The sequence below is a fragment of the Acinetobacter larvae genome (genome assembly GCF_001704115.1).
GTDB classification, from domain to species: domain Bacteria; phylum Pseudomonadota; class Gammaproteobacteria; order Pseudomonadales; family Moraxellaceae; genus Acinetobacter; species Acinetobacter larvae.
In genome coordinates this window covers 3489079-3509121 of sequence record NZ_CP016895.1, presented here as the reverse complement: position 1 = coordinate 3509121, position 20043 = coordinate 3489079, and the positions used below count along the sequence as shown (strand labels likewise).

General features: G+C 39.1%; 16 protein-coding genes. 12 read left to right on the top strand and 4 right to left on the bottom strand.

Annotated elements, in window-relative coordinates:
• Position 1 precedes the first annotated feature (1 nt).
• Positions 2-1180, top strand: a complete 1179-nt coding sequence (locus tag BFG52_RS15535) for a S41 family peptidase (RefSeq protein WP_067558291.1) — start codon at positions 2-4, stop codon at positions 1178-1180.
• Positions 1181-1351: 171 nt separating this feature from the next.
• On the opposite strand, the gene gacA is transcribed toward BFG52_RS15535, so the two are convergent.
• The gene (gacA, locus tag BFG52_RS15530; RefSeq protein ID WP_067558288.1) at positions 1352-1987 is read right to left on the bottom strand and encodes a response regulator transcription factor GacA; all 636 of its coding nucleotides are present in this window, start codon (positions 1985-1987) and stop codon (positions 1352-1354) included.
• 219 nt (positions 1988-2206) lie between these two features.
• Here gacA and pbpG point away from each other — a divergent pair, with 219 nt between their 5' ends.
• The 8 genes from pbpG to BFG52_RS15490 all read left to right on the top strand — a co-directional run bounded on the left by pbpG (position 2207) and on the right by BFG52_RS15490 (position 14005).
• Complete coding sequence (pbpG, locus tag BFG52_RS15525) at positions 2207-3244, top strand: D-alanyl-D-alanine endopeptidase PBP7/8 (protein ID WP_067558285.1); 1038 nt, start codon at positions 2207-2209, stop codon at positions 3242-3244.
• A 143-nt stretch (positions 3245-3387) separates the two neighbouring features.
• Positions 3388-4092, top strand: coding sequence for a hypothetical protein (locus BFG52_RS15520; RefSeq protein WP_067558281.1), 705 nt, complete (start codon positions 3388-3390; stop codon positions 4090-4092).
• A gap of 230 nt (positions 4093-4322) precedes the next feature.
• Positions 4323-5735 carry an amino acid permease gene (locus BFG52_RS15515; protein WP_067558277.1) on the top strand — a complete coding sequence of 471 codons (1413 nt, stop codon included), beginning with the start codon at positions 4323-4325 and terminating at the stop codon, positions 5733-5735.
• A 97-nt stretch (positions 5736-5832) separates the two neighbouring features.
• Complete coding sequence (locus BFG52_RS15510; RefSeq protein WP_067558275.1) at positions 5833-6951, top strand: S-(hydroxymethyl)glutathione dehydrogenase/class III alcohol dehydrogenase; 1119 nt, start codon at positions 5833-5835, stop codon at positions 6949-6951.
• A gap of 53 nt (positions 6952-7004) precedes the next feature.
• On the top strand, positions 7005-7850 hold the full coding sequence (gene fghA / locus BFG52_RS15505) for an S-formylglutathione hydrolase (RefSeq protein ID WP_067558272.1): 846 nt from the start codon (positions 7005-7007) through the stop codon (positions 7848-7850).
• Positions 7851-8455: 605 nt separating this feature from the next.
• On the top strand, positions 8456-11191 hold the full coding sequence (locus BFG52_RS15500; RefSeq protein WP_067558269.1) for a type VI secretion system Vgr family protein: 2736 nt from the start codon (positions 8456-8458) through the stop codon (positions 11189-11191).
• Between the two features lie 11 nt (positions 11192-11202).
• Positions 11203-12264 carry a T6SS immunity protein Tli4 family protein gene (locus tag BFG52_RS15495; protein ID WP_067558265.1) on the top strand — a complete coding sequence of 354 codons (1062 nt, stop codon included), beginning with the start codon at positions 11203-11205 and terminating at the stop codon, positions 12262-12264.
• Positions 12254-14005, top strand: a complete 1752-nt coding sequence (locus tag BFG52_RS15490; protein ID WP_067558262.1) for an esterase/lipase family protein — start codon at positions 12254-12256, stop codon at positions 14003-14005. The genes BFG52_RS15495 and BFG52_RS15490 overlap by 11 nt, the downstream gene beginning before the upstream one ends.
• Positions 14006-14038: 33 nt before the next feature.
• On the opposite strand, the gene BFG52_RS15485 is transcribed toward BFG52_RS15490, so the two are convergent.
• Together BFG52_RS15485 and BFG52_RS15480 are read right to left on the bottom strand one after the other, a co-directional pair.
• Entirely contained in the window at positions 14039-14902 is an 864-nt protein-coding gene (locus BFG52_RS15485; RefSeq protein ID WP_067558258.1) for an IS982 family transposase, read from the bottom strand.
• Between the two features lie 299 nt (positions 14903-15201).
• The gene (locus BFG52_RS15480; protein WP_067554000.1) at positions 15202-16065 is read right to left on the bottom strand and encodes an IS982 family transposase; all 864 of its coding nucleotides are present in this window, start codon (positions 16063-16065) and stop codon (positions 15202-15204) included.
• Positions 16066-16172: 107 nt separating this feature from the next.
• Here BFG52_RS15480 and BFG52_RS15475 point away from each other — a divergent pair, with 107 nt between their 5' ends.
• The 3 genes from BFG52_RS15475 (at position 16173) to BFG52_RS15465 (ending at position 18070) form a co-directional block, all read left to right on the top strand.
• A complete protein-coding gene (locus BFG52_RS15475) occupies positions 16173-16559 on the top strand; it encodes a hypothetical protein (RefSeq protein WP_067558255.1) in 387 nt (128 codons plus the stop codon).
• Between the two features lie 170 nt (positions 16560-16729).
• On the top strand, positions 16730-17758 hold the full coding sequence (locus tag BFG52_RS15470; protein ID WP_067558252.1) for a T6SS immunity protein Tli4 family protein: 1029 nt from the start codon (positions 16730-16732) through the stop codon (positions 17756-17758).
• A 9-nt stretch (positions 17759-17767) separates the two neighbouring features.
• Positions 17768-18070, top strand: coding sequence for a hypothetical protein (locus tag BFG52_RS15465; RefSeq protein WP_067558249.1), 303 nt, complete (start codon positions 17768-17770; stop codon positions 18068-18070).
• Positions 18071-18471: 401 nt separating this feature from the next.
• On the opposite strand, the gene BFG52_RS15460 is transcribed toward BFG52_RS15465, so the two are convergent.
• A complete protein-coding gene (locus BFG52_RS15460) occupies positions 18472-20013 on the bottom strand; it encodes an IS1182 family transposase (RefSeq protein WP_067552400.1) in 1542 nt (513 codons plus the stop codon).
• Positions 20014-20043 lie beyond the last annotated feature (30 nt).

The following is a 20043-nucleotide window of genomic DNA, read 5'->3' as shown; positions in this document are numbered from 1 at the left end:
TATGGTCAAAACTTGGAAATCTATTGCTGTACTAACAGGATTGCTTGCAAGTCTTGGCCATACTGCTTGGGCCGTTGAGGCGAGCTCAGCCGATTTTGATGTCTTAGATGCCGATGAAGTACAAGCTGTGGGTGAGATTCCGATCGAGTCGATCGAGCAGTTTGTACAGATTTATGGCATTGTCAAAGAAAACTATGTCGACAGTAAGTCTGACGATGCATTATTTTTACAAGCGATTAAAGGATTAGTCAGTGGTTTAGACCGCTATTCACGTTATTTAAGTCCCGAAGAATATAAACAACTGATTCAATTTACTGAGGCAGATATTGCCACTGTCGATTTTAAATTAACTTTTGATCATTATAGCCAGCAATGGATGATTAGTGATTTAAAAGAAAATTCTGATGCTGCTAAATTAGGGCTGAAAAATGGTGATCCTATTTATAAATTGGATACACAAGAGCTTAAAGGGCTCAATGCAGAACTCGTCAAAGAGCTTTTATTTGGTGCTATGGGCTCAGTTTTACAATTGCAACTAAAACCAGAAACGCCAGTATTAAGTATTGTCCGAAATAAAAAATTAGAAGTTGCCGATATTGAACCAATCTTTTTACCGAATCAGGTTTTGGTCTTAAAAGTAAAAGTCTTTCAACAAGATACAGCTACAGAAATCAAGCGCTACATTGAAGAATATGCAGGGCGGCGCATGAAAGCAGTGGTCTTAGATTTAAGAAATAACCCCGGTGGCTTATTATCATCTGCTGTTGAAACCGCAGATCTATTTTTAAATAAAGGTGTGATTGTTTCAACCAAAAGCCGTTCTGAAGGTAATCAACAGTTTCAAGCCTTACCCAGTAGCGAATTTGCCAATTTAAAGCTTGGATTATTGATTAATCGGCGTTCTGCCTCAGCTGCTGAAGTATTTACCGCTGCCATGAAAGAGCATAAACGTGCTTGGGTGATGGGGGAAAAGAGTTATGGTAAGGGTGTGGTACAAAAACTTTTTCCGTTGGCGAATGGTGCGGCGATTCAGATGACGGTTGCACATTATTTCACACCGAATGGTCATATGATTGATGGGCAAGGTATTAATCCCAATCAGAACTATATTTGGCCTGCAGAAATGAAAGAAGAAACCTATTTACTCAATGTCAGTGAGCAAATGCTAAAACATGATTAGTGGAGTGAATTAACCCATTACACAGCAGCTAAGCAGATCAGATACTTCAAGATTCAAGATTCAAGATTCAAAATAAAATAAGACAATAATGGGTCTTCTGCCAAGACGGTAAGGTCTATTGGAGAGACTAGACTACCGTTGGCAAGGGTGATGCTGTGACCGTCAGGTAGATTAGGGCTTAATCAGACCATAACGCATGGCAAGGTGGGTGAGTTTGACATCACTGTCGATACCGAGTTTTTCAAAAATACGATAGCGATAGGTATTGACTGTTTTAACACTCACAAACAGTTTATCGGAAATTTCTTGCGCACTAATACAGTTTACTACCATCATAGCAACTTGCATTTCTCGTTCCGAGAGTGCGTCGAAGGGAGAGGTTTGTGTATCGGCTAAGTAGGAGCTAGCCAGTTGTTCTGCAATATCCGCACTAAAGTATTTGCCACCTTGGACCACTTTTTTGATTGCACGCACCATTTCTGTAATAGGAGCACCTTTGGTGATATAGCCTTTGGCACCTGCTTTTAGCAAAAGTGATGGATAAGGTTCTTCGGATAGGCCGCTCACAGCCAATACTTTGGTTTCAGGTGCGCTTTGCAATAAACGTCGAGTGGTTTCAACGCCGCCTATGCCGGGCATATTGACATCTAACAGGACGACTTGAGGCTGATGTTGGCGTACCAGCGCAATGGCTTCTTCACCAGATTCAGCTTGGCCAATGACATGAATGTCGGACTGATCATCCAACATGCGACATATGCCTGTTCGCACTAATTCGTGGTCATCGACTACCAGGACTTTAATCACATTGACCCTCCTTTGTATACCAAATATCATGATTTTGTTACAAGAAGCAAAATAAGCTTGCAAACACAGTACAATTGGAGCAATTCTATCCCTAATTTTTAAAGAATAGTTGTGCACAATTGCGTGAATTGATCTTATCCGCGTCATCGTGTAAATGTAAGTCATATTTGAGGTAAGAAGCAAGTTGCTAGATACCTTACTAAGCTTGAGTAGGTTACCGTGAAAAAATCTAAGAAAATTTTAAAGCAGGTGTTGAGCGCTGCTGTATTGCTCGGCCTAAGCTCCGTGAGTTTTGCAGATATTGTAATCAACTCAGGTGGTGTGGCAAAAAATAATACAACTTGGACAGCGGAAGCAGCCAATTCTTTGTTGAATGACGATAACGTTATTTCTCCACAGGGCTCAACAACCATTACCACATCGGTACGCCGTGCCAATGGTACGACCGTTAGCAATGCGCCTGCTAGTGCAGCGCATATCTATGATACCAATCATTATTATAATCAACCTTCAGTCAATGCCCGTGCTGCCTTAGTGATGGACGCACAATCTGGTGAAGTGCTCTATAGTAAAAATACCAATACGTCTATGCCAATCGCATCGATCACTAAGTTGATGACCGGTGTTGTCATCGCAGATGCACGCCTCAATATGTCTGAAAAGATTACGCTTGAACCGATTGATTTTGCCGGTGCTGGCGGTAAAAACTCGAGCTCAACTCTAAAAGTTGGCGATACTATGAATCGCGCAGAAATGCTCTTAATGGCATTGATGAAATCTGAAAACCCAGCCGCTGCAGTCCTTGCACGTACATATCCCGGCGGTCGTAGTGCCTTTGTTGCCGCAATGAATGCCAAAGCACGCCAATTGGGCATGAGTGCGACACACTATACAGAGTCAACAGGCTTAGATCCACGTAATGTTTCATCGGCACGTGATTTAGGAATTCTAGTCAGTGCTGCATCGCAATATGGTTTAATTCGCCAATTTTCCACAACCGCCAATTATGATTTCAACTTAGGTTACCGTGTTTTAAAATCCAATAATACCAATGCATTGGTGCGTAATGGTGGCTGGAATATCAATATTTCCAAAACCGGTTATATCAACGAAGCAGGGCGTTGTGTGGTGATGCACTCTACAGTCAATTCTCGACCTGCTGTTGTGGTGTTATTGGGTGCTAGTAGTACACAAGCGCGTAATGATGATGCAACCAATCTATTGAACTGGGTGAGTAATTTACCAAAACGTATTTAATCGCCTTAATATGTGAACTTGATATATTTGAATATAAACGTTTAGGTTATTGCACAGCTTAAATTGAGAAGACCCCCATGTCGGGGTCTTTTTCATTTGGGCGTATTCGCTGATAGATAAAAGCAGAGGTTATAAAGACGAATATGGGCTTGGGATATGGTGCTGGCGCTGGTGCTTTTATTGTAATTTTATTGCTATTACTTGATCTTACTGTGTTTTTTGCCCTATGCGGCTATTGGTACACTCGACATAAACATTTTAGTAATGTTCGTAAACGGACAGTGCTGGTCCTTTTAGCTCTAAGTAGTATTTTACCGTTACTTGCTGTGAGTACATCGCTCAGTATGCTGTATCAGAACTATCGCTCAGATCAAGCGGAGCGCAAGATTCAAGCACAACAAATACAGCAACTTTCTCAGGATATAACTTTTGGTGAAATCGTGATTCCGCAGGGAAGTTGGATTAATCGCGATGGTAGCGTTGATTTTCCGCTCGAAAGCCTAAAGGATGATCCACGTCTTGGGCTGCAAAGCGTGCGCTTTAAGCAAGCGATCAAGATTGCTGGAATACAAAGTCGTGCTTTTGCTGTACATCATGATTTAGTGCTAGAGCTGGCTGAAGATGTGCAGTTAAACATTGCGGGTCAACAGAGCTATTGTCCTAAGGGTTGGTTATTGCAGTTGGCGAGACCTACCGATCTTGCCGGTGATGTGCATTATCAGAGCAATTTTGCTTGGTTTCAGCCCAGTCAGTGGCAAATAGAGCTTTGCTTTGATGCTGGGCAAAATGGCGTTATGGTATTGGCACGTGATCAACAGGGGGTATTTGTTCTCAATCGTGACATATAAGGTCACTGCTATTTTTCTCGCACATTCATGCTATAAATCATTAAAAATATTGCTGTTCTAGCATATCTTAAGAAAATATCTACGCCAGAATGACTGACTGATTTGAAATTTTAGTCATCCAACGATTGCATAAATTTGCTTCTGCGCCTACAGTCCTGTGTAAAAATGTCGGCTGCAAAAAATCAATTGTCGGATCGGCATCATTCATTTAGGCAAGGATTGAAATATTTATGTCCGAAAGTACATTAAAACGGGGGTTAAATACCCGTCATATCCGTTTTTTGGCATTAGGTTCGGCAATCGGTACTGGGTTGTTTTATGGCTCGGCGTCGGCCATTCAAAAGGCAGGGCCATCGGTATTGCTGGCCTATGTAATTGCAGGTATCGCGATTTATATCGTGATGCGTGCATTAGGTGAAATGGCAGTACGGCAGCCTGTTACAGGTTCATTTAGTCATTATGCAACTCAGTATATTGGTCCTTGGGCTGGTTTTACCACGGGTTGGACTTATGTATTTGAAATGGTCATTGTGGCCTTAGCCGATGTAACCGCCTTTGGGATCTATATGGGATTCTGGTATCCCGATGTCCCGCGCTGGATTTGGATTTTATCACTGATATTATTTCTCGGTGCCATTAACTTGATCCATGTCAAAGTTTTTGGGGAGCTAGAGTTTTGGTTGTCGATTGTGAAAGTGACGGCCATTGTGGCAATGATTGTTGGCGGTTTTGGTTTGATGTTCTATGGTTTCCAAGGCAATGCCATCGGTTTTGAACCGGGTTTACAAAACTTATGGATTCATGAAGGCTTTATGCCCAATGGCATTGCTGGTTTTGTTGCGTGTTTTGCCGTGGTGGTTTTTGCCTTCGGTGGCATCGAAATCATTGGGATTACCGCGGGCGAAAGCCAAGACCCAAAACGTTCTATCCCAGGTGCCATCAATACGGTACCTTTTCGTATCTTATTATTTTATGTACTGACTTTATTGGTATTGATGTCCATTTTCCCATGGAATCAAATTGGCAGTAGTGGCAGCCCTTTTGTACGCATCTTTGAAGATTTAGGCATTGGTTATGCTGCGACGATCTTAAATATCGTGGTGATTACCGCTGCTGTATCTGCCATCAATAGTGATGTTTTTGGTGCGGGGCGTATGCTTTATGGGATGGCGAATCGGGGGCAAGCTTCACAAATTTTCAGTAAAGTTTCCAAACGTGGTGTGCCGTGGATGACTGTGGTAGTAATGGCTTTGGTACTGTTGGTGGGGGTCATTTTAAACTACTACATTCCAGAACAAGTCTTTTTGATTATTGCCTCGATTGCGACTTTTGCCACGGTTTGGGTGTGGTTAATGATTTTACTATCGCATGTTGCGATGCGACGTCAGATGAGTGCCGCAGAAGTTAAAGCACTAGAATTCCCTATGATTGCTTGGCCAATTGCGCCAATTTTTGCGATCGCCTTTTTAGTCTTTATTTTTGTGATTATTGGTTATTTTGAAGATAGTCGACCGGCGATTTATGTTGGATTTGCTTGGCTACTCTTGCTGAGTATTGCCTATGCCCTTTGGGTTAAACCGAATGCGCATAAATATTTGTCGCAAACGGCAGAAAATGCTGTAGAAAAAAATGACAAGCGCTGAGATTTGACTTAACCCTTTTCAACTGGGCTGTTATCCTACGGATTGCAGCCCATTTTTTTGGCTAAAATTTTTTATATTTTATCTTGGAGTTAACCCGATGAAATCACGTGCCGCCGTTGCTTTTGGTCCAGGACAGCCCTTACAAATTGTTGAAGTTGATGTGGCAGCACCACAACCGGGAGAGGTGCTGGTAAAAATTAGCCATACTGGGGTTTGTCATACTGATGCTTTTACCTTATCGGGTGATGATCCAGAAGGCGTATTTCCAGCCATCTTGGGGCATGAAGGTGCTGGTGTTGTGGTTGAAGTGGGTGCAGGCGTAACCAGTCTGAAGCCGGGTGATCATGTGATTCCACTTTATACTGCAGAATGTGGTGAATGTTTATTTTGTCAGTCTGGTAAAACCAACTTATGTACTGCGGTACGTGCGACTCAAGGCAAAGGCGTGATGCCAGATGGAACGACTCGCTTCTCTTATCATGGTCAACCGATTTACCACTATATGGGCTGTTCAACTTTTAGTGAATATACCGTGGTTGCTGAAGTTTCCTTGGCTAAAATTAACCCAGAAGCCAACCATGAACATGTTTGTTTGTTGGGCTGTGGGGTGACGACTGGCATTGGTGCGGTGCACAATACCGCCAAAGTTCAGCCTGGTGATAGTGTGGCTGTTTTTGGTTTAGGCGGAATTGGTTTAGCGGTGGTACAAGGGGCGCGTCAGGCACAAGCTGGACGGATTATTGTGATTGATACCAATCCAGCCAAGTTTGAATTGGCCAAACAATTTGGAGCGACTGACTGTTTAAACCCTAAAGATTTTGATCAACCCATTCAAGAAGTCATTGTCGAGCTTACAGGCTGGGGTGTAGACCATTCTTTTGAATGCATTGGCAATGTCAATGTCATGCGTGCTGCGCTGGAATGTGCACATCGTGGTTGGGGGCAATCGGTGATTATTGGTGTTGCGGGTGCTGGTCAGGAAATCTCAACACGCCCATTCCAGTTGGTGACTGGACGGACTTGGAAAGGCACCGCATTTGGTGGGGTAAAAGGTCGCTCACAATTGCCTGCAATGGTAGAAGATGCCATGCAAGGCAAAATCCAACTCAAACCTTTCGTAACGCATACCATGCCTTTAGATAAAATTAATGATGCTTTTGAATTGATGCACCGCGGTGAGTCTATTCGCACGGTGATCCATTTTGATGAACAATAAGTTCATCCCGTTGAACTAGCTTATATCTTCAATGCAGATCAAAAGGAAAAACTATGCAATGTATTGAACAACATCGCAGCTTTGATGGCTGGCAGGCGGTCTATCAACATCAATCTGATGTTTTACAATGCGCCATGAATTTTTCAGTCTATGTCCCACCTTATGCATCTGCTGAGCGGATGCCGGTATTGTATTGGTTATCGGGTTTGACCTGTAATGAGCAAAACTTTATCACCAAGGCTGGTGCACAAAAATATGCTGCTGAGCATAAGGTTATTTTGGTGGCACCAGATACCAGCCCACGGGGCGAGACTGTTGCCGATGATGCAGCCTATGATCTGGGTCAAGGTGCTGGGTTTTATTTGAATGCAACGCAAGCACCGTGGTCACAGCACTTCCAGATGTATGATTATATTGTGCATGAATTACCCGCTGTGATTGATGCCCATTTCCCGAGCAATGGTCGACAAAGTATTTTTGGGCATTCAATGGGAGGGCATGGTGCATTGGTGATTGGCTTAAGAAATCCGACACGTTATGCCAGTATTTCAGCATTTGCACCCATTGTGGCACCGAGCCAAGTGCCGTGGGGGAAAAAGGCATTTACCGCTTATTTGGGTGATGATCAGGCTTTATGGTCTCAATACGATGCGGTTGAATTAATCCCCTCATGCACAGCGCAGACACCGATATTAATCGATCAAGGCACAGTCGATAATTTTCTACAAGAGCAATTAAAATCTACGCTTTTAGTTGATGTTTGTAGAGAACAAGATTATCCGATGAGGCTTAATATGCGTGAGGGCTATGATCATAGCTATTATTTTATTGCGAGTTTTATTGAAGAACATATACGCTTCCATATGCAATATTTGACCGCAGAGCATGCAGATGATTGAGTATAGTTAAAATCTAGAGAAATATCTGTGATTAGCTAAAACCTGCATTTTTAAAACTAAAGGCATATGTTAAAGGTATATAGCATAAGACTTATGAAGCTGAAAATATTGCGGGTATAAAGATCTGGTCACAACATTAATGGCTTGAAATTTTGAAGACAATGCAAATACTACTGCTATTTGCATTGTTAATGATTTTAAAGCTTAGAGATAGATACCTCAAAATTGAAGCGCCATAAACCTATTTAAATGGGTTTATGGCGTACTTTAAGTTTTAGCCCGTCTATGATGATCGGTCATCAGCTGAAAAGATGGTATTCGCTTAACCCTGTAAATTTATCAGCATCTGTCAATTTTATTTTGATTGTTCAGTTTGGTTGATTAGATAGATTATTTTAAATTTCACTTAACAGTTAGATCTAAGTTATAAAATTGTAAATAAATATTCTATTATATAAATTATTGATAATATTAAATATATTATTGAATTTTCTATTTTAGAAATTTCTAATTTTCACCTATTTAAAATACATTATTTAAATAAAGTTTGAGTAGCTTAGAGATCTTTGCTACTCTTTTTTGATCAAAATAAGGTCATAATAACAGTGATAAATAATATTTCTGCCATATTGAGTAAGCTCGGTTTGGGCATACAAAATAGGGCAATTCATATTCAATTTTCTAATGCAGAGCTCAACCAACAGGTGATGTTACAGCGTATCGATGGTTATCATGCTGTGAATGATGGGCTTTCTGCTGAGTTAATTTGTTTATCGAATAATCCCTATCTTGAGTTAAAAAAATTTATAGGCTGCCAGGTTGCCGTCGATCAAGTTACAGACAGTAGAAAGCTATATCGGACAACAGGGATTATTACAGGTGCTAGTCAAGGACAAAGTGATGGTGCTTTAACGCTATACCGTTTGGTTTTAGAAGATGCGACCAGCTTGTGGCATAAACGCCGCAATAGCCGTGTTTTTATGAATAAAAGCGCTGTAGAGATTATTGAAGTTATTTTTAAAGAATGGCAAAGCAAAAGCGCTTTATTTGCATCCAGTCTAAAACTCGATAGCAGTGGTTTAAGTAAAGATTATGATATCCGCCCTTTTTCAATGCAATCTAATGAAAGTGATTATACCTACCTCACGCGACTCATGCGGGAAGAGGGAATAAATTGGTTGGTGGATGAGTCAGATTATATTGTAAGTAGCCATAATACTGAGATTGCGCCGCAAAGGCTTAGACTCATTGATGACAATGCACAGTTTAAAGCCTTAACGCGGCAAGTGGTACGCTATCATCGCTCCAATGCGACCGAGCAATTGGATAGCATCAGTAGCCTGATTGCTCAGCGCCAATTACAACCGACTGCGATTCATTTACAGCGTTGGCAGGCAAATTATTTAAGTCAAGATGATGCTAGTGGCTCGGTATTGAATCCACATAAACACAGTAGCCAATATGATAATCAAAGTTTGAGTTTAGAGCAGGCTTGGAGTCTTTCTCCAGCATGGATTGGTGATTTAAATGGTCATGATCAAGCGACTGCCGCAGGGTCAACTCAGCTGGATAAACTGAATAAACAATTAAATCAATATCAAGCACTGCAATCAAAATATTTTACGGCGTATAGCAGTGTGCGTGATAGTCAAGTTGGATATTGGTTCCAGTTACAGGATCATCCTGAGTTAGAAAAAAACCATCAAGCTTCGGACAAGGAATTTTTGATTCTCGCCAAGCATTTTTATAATCAAAATAATTTACCCAAAGATATTCAGCAGCACATTGAAAGATTACTCACGTTAAGCCATTGGAAAAATAGTCAAGACAGTGAGCAAGAACGCCAAGCCAATCAATTGAATTTGATTCGTCGTAGCATAGATATGGTGCCAGCGTACGATCCGCTGTTACACCGACCGACTGCACATGTGCAACGTGCCAAGGTGGTGAGTGATGGTGAAGAAATTTATGTCGATGAATGGGGAAGGATTAAAGTTCGCTTTCTCTTTACCCGTAGCGATGATCATCAACATGATGGTGGTGCGGGGAGCAATGACAATGATACCGACTCAGCATGGGTTGATGTCTTGACGCCATGGGCAGGTGAGGGCTACGGCGCGCGCTTTTTACCACGTAAAGATGAAATCGTGGTGATAGATTTTTTTGATGGCAATATTGACCGACCTTTTGTGACGGGGCGTATTCATGAGGCTCAGCGTTCGCCGACCAAGTTTGACCTCAAGGGGCAATTGCCCGATACCAAAAAACTCAGTGGTATACGTTCCAAAGAGGTGGGTGGCGAGGGCTATAACCAGTTACGTTTTGATGATACCACGGGGCAAATCAGTGCCCAATTGCACAGTAGTCATGCAGCAACACAGCTCAATCTAGGCAATCTCAGCCACCCCAAAGAACAAGCAGAAAGTGAGGGGCGTGGCGAAGGCTTTGAGTTGAGGACGGATGCATGGGGTGGGATCCGTGCGCCCAAAGGGATTTTGATTACCACTGAAGATGCATCGAATGCGCAAGGGGCACAGTTAGCACGCTTCAATACACAAGAGAACATAAAATTTCATGTGGATAGTAATCAATATTTTAAAGAAATAGCAGAAGCACATGATGTTGATGTACCGGATTTAACCGCGCAGCAAACATTAAATCAGAAATTTGAAAACTGGCATGAAAATAGCGATGCTTTACTGACGCTGCATAGTGAATCTGAAATGATTTTAAATAGTAAAGAAAGCATGCAGCTTAGCTCAAAACAAAATGTTGATGTGAGTACATCCAGAAATTTACAATTTTTTTCAGCTAAAAGTTGGATTGCTCAAGCGTTAGACAAAATAACTATTTTTGCAAAACATGCAGGAATAAAGATTAAGTCTGGTGAAGGCAATATCGATATCAGTGCACAAAAAGGAACAATGACATTATCATCTAAACAACAGATGCATGTTTATGCGCTGAATGATTTTGTGCGGATAGAAAGTGGTAAAGGGATTTTACTGACATCCGGTGGTGGCTATATAAAAATCCAAGATGGCAATATTGAAATTGCCTGCCCTGGTTTAATGGAACTCAAAGCGGGTCAGATTAAAACGATGGCTGGGGCAAGCCTATCAACACAATTACCAGCAATGCCAGAGCTAAAAGCGCAATATGATGAGCATTTTATATTGCATTATCCAGATGGTGAACCTGCAAAAAATTTAAAGTATCGAATTACAGCCGAAGATGGTCAAATATTTGAAGGTATTTCTGATGAAGAAGGTAAAACTGAAGTTTGTGCTAAAGATATGATGCATGCCCTCAAAATTGAAGTCCTTCCGCCTGAAGAATAAGGTAAATATAAATGAAACGATGGAAAATACTTTTTATTTACATGATGGCAGCATGCTCAGCAACAGCTTGCTCCGCACCGAATAAAGAACAGTCAGGAATTGAGACGATGGATTATAGCAACCCGAAAACAGTCTGTGTTGGTCGATTAAACCTTAAAGTTCCAAAAGAAACCGAAGTGGTATATGGGTCATTAAATTATAATGGCAGTGATTTTGAAATCGAGCAAGAGGTCAAATCTTATCAGGATTATCAAAAATATATTGCAGATAAGATTCAATATTTAAAACACGAGCCACATGAAACAGAAGGTGTACTACTAAAATCAGAAATGTCTGGACCTGTAAATGGAAATCAAGGCTCGATAAGTCATATTATCGTTTATCGTGATGGTGTATTTGTTAAATCTATTTATGAGGTCTATGGATATTTATATCTTGGCCCTAAGCAATTGATTGTCTTAAAAAGTGGGGCAAGTAATGATCTTTTAGATAATTCAATTAAGAGGATGATGTATAACCTTGCCCAAATTAAGGTGAGAAAAAAACATGAAGAGCGCGCAGGGATTTGTTGGAACGATCTATTTATTCAAGATGATATGCGTGCTTATAGGCATTTTAGCAACACGGTTTTATTGACCTTCCCCTCATACCCTGAGGTTCGGGCGCGTATTGAAAATCGCGGAAGATACGAATCAGATGCTCCCTATATCGCCATGGTTAAAAAAAATACAGAGAACTTGCCTCTTGAGGTGAAAGTTTTATCTAAAGATACAGAAATTTATATTGGTGAGAAAAATATCAATGGCTTCTTGGGCGAGGAGTATAGTGCCAATACCGCTTTAAGAAAACCTTTTCAGCGTGGGTTTGAGCTGATGGATTGGCAGTATTTAGGGGAGTTGGATGATCCACGGCGCCCTTTAATTGCTTTTCATTTGGAAAGTAGTAATAAAATGGACAATAAAGGTTTTGGTGATGCATTGGTGAGTCAAAAAAAAGTTGTTGATTTATATAATTTTATGTTGAACAGTATAGAGTTTTCACCGAATAATGAGGTGCATAAGAATGAGCACTAATACGGATAAAACACTTATCACTGCACATTCGGCCACTTCACCAAGTACTCATCGGGTAGCAACACTGGTTGAAGTACCTAAGCTAGATACGATTCCTATTATTTTTATACCAGGTATTATGGGTTCAAATATTAAACACCAAACATTAGGTGAAGTTTGGAAGATGCCAAATAGTAAGGTCTCGGGAATAACAGTCGCAAAAGAAAGATCTAAACTTAAACCTGGTGACCTACAAACTCAACTTGACCATATAAAAACCATGGTGGATGCTTCAGGGGATATCGTCGTTGATCCAAGACTTAAACTGGATGAGTCAACTTTAAGGAAACGTTATTGGGGCACTGTGCATTGGGATAGTTATGGCGATATTTTGACCTACTTGCAGCTAGCCTTCAATCAAGTGAGTTTGGATGCAAAACCACTGAGTCCTGGTCCTGGGGGGATTGCAGGTATGCATCGTACAAGGCAGCACACGAAACAGCAAGAGATGATTCATGAATGGAAAAGCTTGCTTGATCAAAAGGAAATAAGCCGCTGGCATGCTATAGAAAGCTTTCAAGCGACGTCTGCAGCAGAAATTGAACATCTCAAAAAATTTAATTTCCCTGTATATGGCATGGGCTATAACTGGTTGCAGTCCAATGAAGATTCTGCTCTGATTATTCTCAAAAAAATGCAAGCCATAAAAGCTGAATATGGTGCGCGGTTCCATAAATTTATTCTGGTGACTCATTCCATGGGCGGTTTGGTTGCACGTAGATTATCCCAGCTCTGTGGTGGTGATATCGCAGGGATCGCACATACGGTAATGCCTGCTGATGGTGCACCCGCAACCTATCGCCGAATTGTTTCGGGATCTTATGAAGGCGGAGGCGTTGTCAATTGGATTACATCTTTTGTATTGGGGAAGGATGCTGAGCATGTCACGGCCGTATTGGCCAATGCACCAGGTGGTTTAGAGTTACTCCCCAATGCCGAATACAATAGTCGTAAACCATGGTTAACCTTACAAGGACATAATGAAAAAAACCAATTGGTACAAACACATCTGCCCAGTAAAAATGCAAGAGGAGAAATCGATCCTTATGAGCAGATCTATAAATCAGATAAAGTGTGGTGGGAAATGGTCAAAGAAGAACTCATTGACCCTGCCAAACTTATTAAAAATGATAATCCAGATAAGCAAGTAAAGGAGATTTATAAACAAAAAATAGATAAAGTTAGACAGTTCCATTCAATCATTGCAAAGAAATATCATCCACATAGCTATGTGAGTTATTGTCATGATCATAAATATATGAGTTTTGGTGCATTGACATGGACCTTGGACTATGCATTGGGAGGTCTAACAGCTGAGCAAATAAAGAGGTTACCACGTGTAAGCGCCAAAGAAATAGAAATCCATAATAAGGGCATTGCAGAAGAGGCGATGAAAATGGGGCTAGATGCAAAGTATTACATAAAAGCCAATGTAAAAGAAAATAATGGGTTAAGATACATCAGGTTACAGAGCGGGAAACTTGGAACTTTTAAAATATCTTCTCAAGATGCACCAGGCGATGGTACTGTACCTTATCAATCTGGTCGTGGGCCACTTAAGCAGAACGGTGTTAAACAAGTATTCCAAATGACTGGTTTTGATCATCAGGGTGCATGCAAAGATTTACATGTCAAACGATCTGTACTTTATTCTATTGTGAAAATTATCAAAGAAAATAATATTCAACCTAAATATAGATAGTCTATAGTTTAACCTGAGTTCGATGAAAAACGTTCAACCTTTCAGCATATTTTTGAAAGTTGGCTTATTCGGATTTAAACAATAAGCCACTACAGCAGCCATAATATTTACCATGAAATTATTCACAGAACGATGACGCGAATGGTCAAGTTGATGTAAGTTTTTTAACTGATCATTCACCGTTTCTATTAATCCTCTTCTGCCAAGCAATTGTTTTTCTTCTTCAGTTCGGAGTGGCTTGTTTTTCATATTCTTACGTGATGGAGTCAATATTTTTAATCCTCTTGCTGCTAAAGCCTCTGTCTTAGCTTTGCTTAAATAACCTTTATCTCCTAATAAAATGCCTTTTAATTCTTTGGTTAAAGACCCTAGTACAGCAATATCATGGATATTCCCTGATGTTAATTTAATATTAATAATTTCACCTAAGTTATTGATAACCACGTGTAATTTAAAACCATAGAACCACCCAGTACTACTTTTTCCACGATTCGCTAAGCCTTTAAATACGCGGTTTCTTTTAATTCTAAGATTATGACAAACTACAAGTTTGGTTGAATCAATAATACTAATTCCTGTATCAGTTCCTTTAACCTGATGAAAAAAGCTACTCAAAGCTTGTAAACAACGTGGCATGATTTCAATAAAACGATTATAGCTCAGCAGCTTAGGAAATGCTGATTTCCAAAAAGGGATGACCATATGGCAGTAAAAATATTTAAAGAATCTAAAACCTGATTGGTGAAATAAGATAACAATTGTCATGATCTCAGATAAACTTAAAGCTGACTTTTGAACTGGCTTATTTTGCTCAGGAATAAGAGCTTTCTCTAGAGATTCGTTAAATATTTTGCAAAAATCATCCACTTTACAGAATAATTCGGTAATATGATCCATAGAAAAGCCTTGTGTTTTAACTTTTGTCTTAAGAACCAATAAGTTACAAACATTAAGGCTTTTTTTCTACTTTTTTATGTCGAACTCAGGTTATAGTTTAGGTTGTGGTTGAAATAAATCTGTGTAAATAGCTTGAATTTGATATAAAAATCATTTTAAAAATGGTTAGAGCGACCTTTATGAGTCCATCATTCAATCGATCCGAAAATTTTAATTTCCCCAATAGAAATGATTTATTTATCGTCTGTTGCAGCCCTATAACAATGAAATATATTTAACCTGAATTCGATGAAAAACGTTCAACCTTTCAGCATATTTTTGAAAGTTGGCTTATTCGGATTTAAACAATAAGCCACTACAGCAGCCATAATATTTACCATGAAATTATTCACAGAACGATGACGCGAATGGTCAAGTTGATGTAAGTTTTTTAACTGATCATTCACCGTTTCTATTAATCCTCTTCTGCCAAGCAATTGTTTTTCTTCTTCAGTTCGGAGTGGCTTGTTTTTCATATTCTTACGTGATGGAGTCAATATTTTTAATCCTCTTGCTGCTAAAGCCTCTGTCTTAGCTTTGCTTAAATAGCCTTTATCTCCTAATAAAATGCCTTTTAATTCTTTGGTTAAAGACTCTAGTACAGCAATATCATGGATATTCCCTGATGTTACTTTAATATTAATAATTTCACCTAAGTTATTGATAACCACGTGTAATTTAAAACCATAGAACCACCCAGTACTACTTTTTCCACGATTCGCTAAGCCTTTAAATACGCGGTTTCTTTTAATTCTAAGATTATGACAAACTACAAGTTTGGTTGAATCAATAATACTAATTCCTGTATCAGTTCCTTTAACCTGATGAAAAAAGCTACTCAAAGCTTGTAAACAACGTGGCATGATTTCAATAAAACGATTATAGCTCAGCAGCTTAGGAAATGCTGATTTCCAAAAAGGGATGACCATGTGGCAGTAAAAATATTTAAAGAATCTAAAACCTGATTGGTGAAATAAGATAACAATTGTCATGATCTCAGATAAACTTAAAGCTGACTTTTGAACTGGCTTATTTTGCTCAGGAATAAGAGCTTTCTCTAGAGATTCGTTAAATATTTTGCAAAAATCATCCACTTTACAGAATAATTCGGTAATATGATCCATAGAAAAGCCTTGTGTTTTAACTTTTGTCTTAAGAACCAATAAGTTACAAACATTAAGGCTTTTTTTCTACTTTTTTATGTCGAACTCAGGTTATTTAGGATTTGAGCATGAAAAGAGGGCTGGCATATTTATTATTACCGCTACTCATGAGTGGCTGTCAAACCGATAGGATTACAACGCAAACTGCGGTAAATAATAGGATCAATCTTTCAGAGAATAAATCTTATTGTATTGGGCGTTATGTGGTAGATATCCCCGCAGAAGCAGATTTTATAGAGCAACGTTATGATCAATATAATTCTTTTATTATTACAGTCAAGAAAAATGCCAGCCGGAAAGATTTTGATGAAGCGATACAGAAAGTGCGCAGTAATTATTCTCGGTTTGAGCGTTTTATTACCGAAGACTCACCAGAACAAACAAATTCTGGGAGAATAACTAAAAAAATCAAAGGGAAAATATCTAAAAGTAAAGGTTTACCATTTGATGTGTGATCCTAGCCAAAATAATGGACAATTGATCCCTCTGAAGATGGCAAAGTCATAGAAGGGTGACGGATACGGAAGCTAAAACTGAAAAGGTAACATCCTTAGCAATCGGCAAGGCTGTTTTGGAATTACTTGATTTTAAAGGTGAATAATTTTTTATCCAATAGGAAAGCAGCATGAACAACTTATTAAGAGTGATCATCATCGCGACGAGTTCTGTGCTATTTTTAGGCTGCTCGCAAGCAAATAAGATAGAGAATACAGATGGGCTTACAATGAATAAATTTGATCATATGAAAAATTGGTGTATTGGGCGGTATAGTTTTCAGGTGCCAAAAACAGCGATTATTACAGATCAGACCTCTTCGGATAAATATGATTCATTCAGGATCAAAAGTGAGCTTGCAGTATCGATTGATCGTTTTCATGAAGAAATTGCTCGGGTAGAAAAAGAATCGACTTCTTTCGAAGATGACTATATAAAAGATCAAACTAAGGTAGAAATGCATGGTAAGACTGTTTCTAAAATCATTTGGGCACATTCTCATTTTGCACAAGGTCGATCAGCAGTACAGGTTTTTGCCTTTGTTTATGATAAGTCAAAACGAACACTATTTAAAATAACGGGAAGGTATGGAAAGGGTTATGAAGCTGAAAGTATCGCCAGTATAAAGTACCTCGTTAAAAACTTAAGCGCGCGCAATAATGAAGATATTCCGGATCGTGCAGGGGTGTGTATATTTAATGGTTTTATTCAAGATGATGGCAAGGAATTTAAATATAGTAATCAACAGACAACCTTTAAGTTTAAAGAATGGCCAAGTGTTAAAGTTACTATGGAAACTGAAGCGACGACAAAAGTTTTGCAAAACTTAATTGATCGGACCACGACCAATCTGAGGGCTTCAGCCTTTGGTGCGACAGCACTTGCAAAACTAAAAACGCTCAGAAAAGGTGAGAAAAATCAAGATAATGTGCCTGCTTTACAGGGTCAAGAATGGATCATTAAGAGTCCAATGAAAGGCCGCAATGGTATTGATGCAAAATGGGAGCATACCGGCACAGCCAGTAATGGTTTAGACCCATTGATACAGTTAGAAGTTAAAAGTGGTCATGACAATATAGAAACGGATTCAGCTAGTATTAGTGAGCAAGAAGCCTACTTTCTTTATGAAAAAATATTAAATTCAATCAAGAAGTTTTAAGGTGAGTTGATGTCATACCAACACGATGCATATGAGCATAATAATCAAAAACTTACCTCACAAACCACCCCCTCGCAAACACCGTCCATTTGTAAAGTGATTACACCGCCAAAATATGTTTGTCCTATTATTTTTATACCCAGTATTATGGGTTCAAATATTAAACACCAAACATTAGGTCAAGTTTGGAAGATGCCAAATAGTAAGGTCTCGGGAATAACAGTCGCAAAAGAAAGATCTAAACTTAAACCTGGTGACCTACAAACTCAACTTGACCATACAAAAACCATGGTGGATGCTATCAGGGGATAGGGTAGCATTATATGAATCTATTCTAAAAACGATCCGAAAATTTTAAATGTATCGCTACCAAGTACTTATTTTTTTGAATAAAATATATACAAAAATGTAAGCCAAATCCTACAGCGATTTAGGGCTTTCGCTATAGCCCATTCTGAATGAATACCATAAGATAAAACACATGAGGAACAGGATGTTCCAGAACATAAAACAATAATACTAAGTTCCAGCATCAGGATTGTGAGGTACGACAGGAGTTTTACCTAGTAAACACATACGGAAAGAGGCTGTCCCATTAACTCAATGGGGCGGCTTTTTGTTTAAGTCATCTTCATTTTCACCATATTCTTTTTTGATCCTTAAAATATTTTTATTATTCCTCTTTTTACTTCTAAAAGTAAAAATGCAGCCTTTTAAGCTGCCATTTTCATCATATTGTGTGCTAAAGCATGTAATCCAAACTCTAAATTCACTTTTCGCATCCCTCTAAGCGTGAATCTCTTAAAGCCTCGATTCGACTTTATATGTCCAAACACCGGTTCAACTTCTATACTTCGTCGCTTACGCTTTTCGATTCCTTCTTCACTTAGTAAGCGTTCATACATTAACGTCCTGTAATGCTCTAAATGATGGTTTCTCTCAATTCGTCTATTGCCCTGGCTCTTATGGCAGCTACTTCTAAGCGGGCATCCTTCGCATCGCTGTGCCTCATAAATACTGATATGTTGAATGAATCCACTACTGGTTTTTGTTTGTTTATCTTTGATCTTCGTCATATGTTGTCCCATTGGGCAAACATAATAGTCATCAATCGCGTTGTAATGTAGATATTGCTTATTTTTTAAATTCTGTTTGGCTTTTTTACCACGTTGTTGACGACGTTCTAAGTCAAAGGTGCTGTATTTGATATACGCTAATAACCCTTGCTGTTCTAAATATTGATAGTTTTCCTCACTACCATAACCTGCATCAGCGGTAATAACTTCAAGTTCTTGAAACTGTTCTTCGCCATAAAGTTCACGCATTTGCTCTAAATGGGGCTTTAATGTAGGAAAGTCATTACTATTTTGATGCACGCTATAATTAACAATTACCTGATTTTCAGTGCTTATTTGAACATTATAACCAGCCTTAAGTTGACCATTTTTCATATGGTCTTCCTTCATCCGCATGAAAGTTGCATCATGGTCAGTCTTGCTATACGAATTGCGCCCATCAAGGATCTTTTCTTTTTCTTCGTAGTCTATTAGTCGATTCTTAAAGTTTTTTTTTACCGCACCTAATTTCTTTTTAGTCGCTTGATCCGGTTGAATCGAATGTTCATTCAAACGATCATCTATCGCTTTTAAAACTTGATCTATCGTATGCGATGATATTTCTGTGATTTCAAGCTTACTCGGTTCTTGATCGCCAACTTCGATTTGGTGAGCATACTTCCATAGTTCATCTAGCTGTTTAAGCATCTTAGCTTTGTTGGTTTTAATTGCATTACCCCACACAAAGGTGTAGCGATTGGCTTGTGCCTCAAGTTTGGTGCCATCTGTGTAAATCTCTTTTAAAGTAATGACTCCTTCTTCAGCTAACATCAATACGATCTGTTTGAATATGTCTTTAAAGCATTGCTCTAACTTTGAATTTCTAAAGCGATTAATCGTATTGTGATCAATAATGGTCATATTGCTTAACCACATGAAATTAATATTTTCACGTAGAGCTTTTTCGATTTTACGAGAGGAATAGGTATTGGTCATATAAGCGTAGACCATGATTTTAAGCATGAGTAGTGGGTGATAACCTGGTCGACCAGATTCATCATACGCATTTACTAATGGGCTACTGTCAATTTGATCCAATACTTTATTCACTAAGCGAACAGGGTGTTTCTCAGGAATCAAGTCATCAAAGCTATGAGGAATTAAGTGAAGTTGGTTTTGGTGATATGTCTTTATAGCCATCTTAAATATCCTTTTTTAAGATGGCTTAAT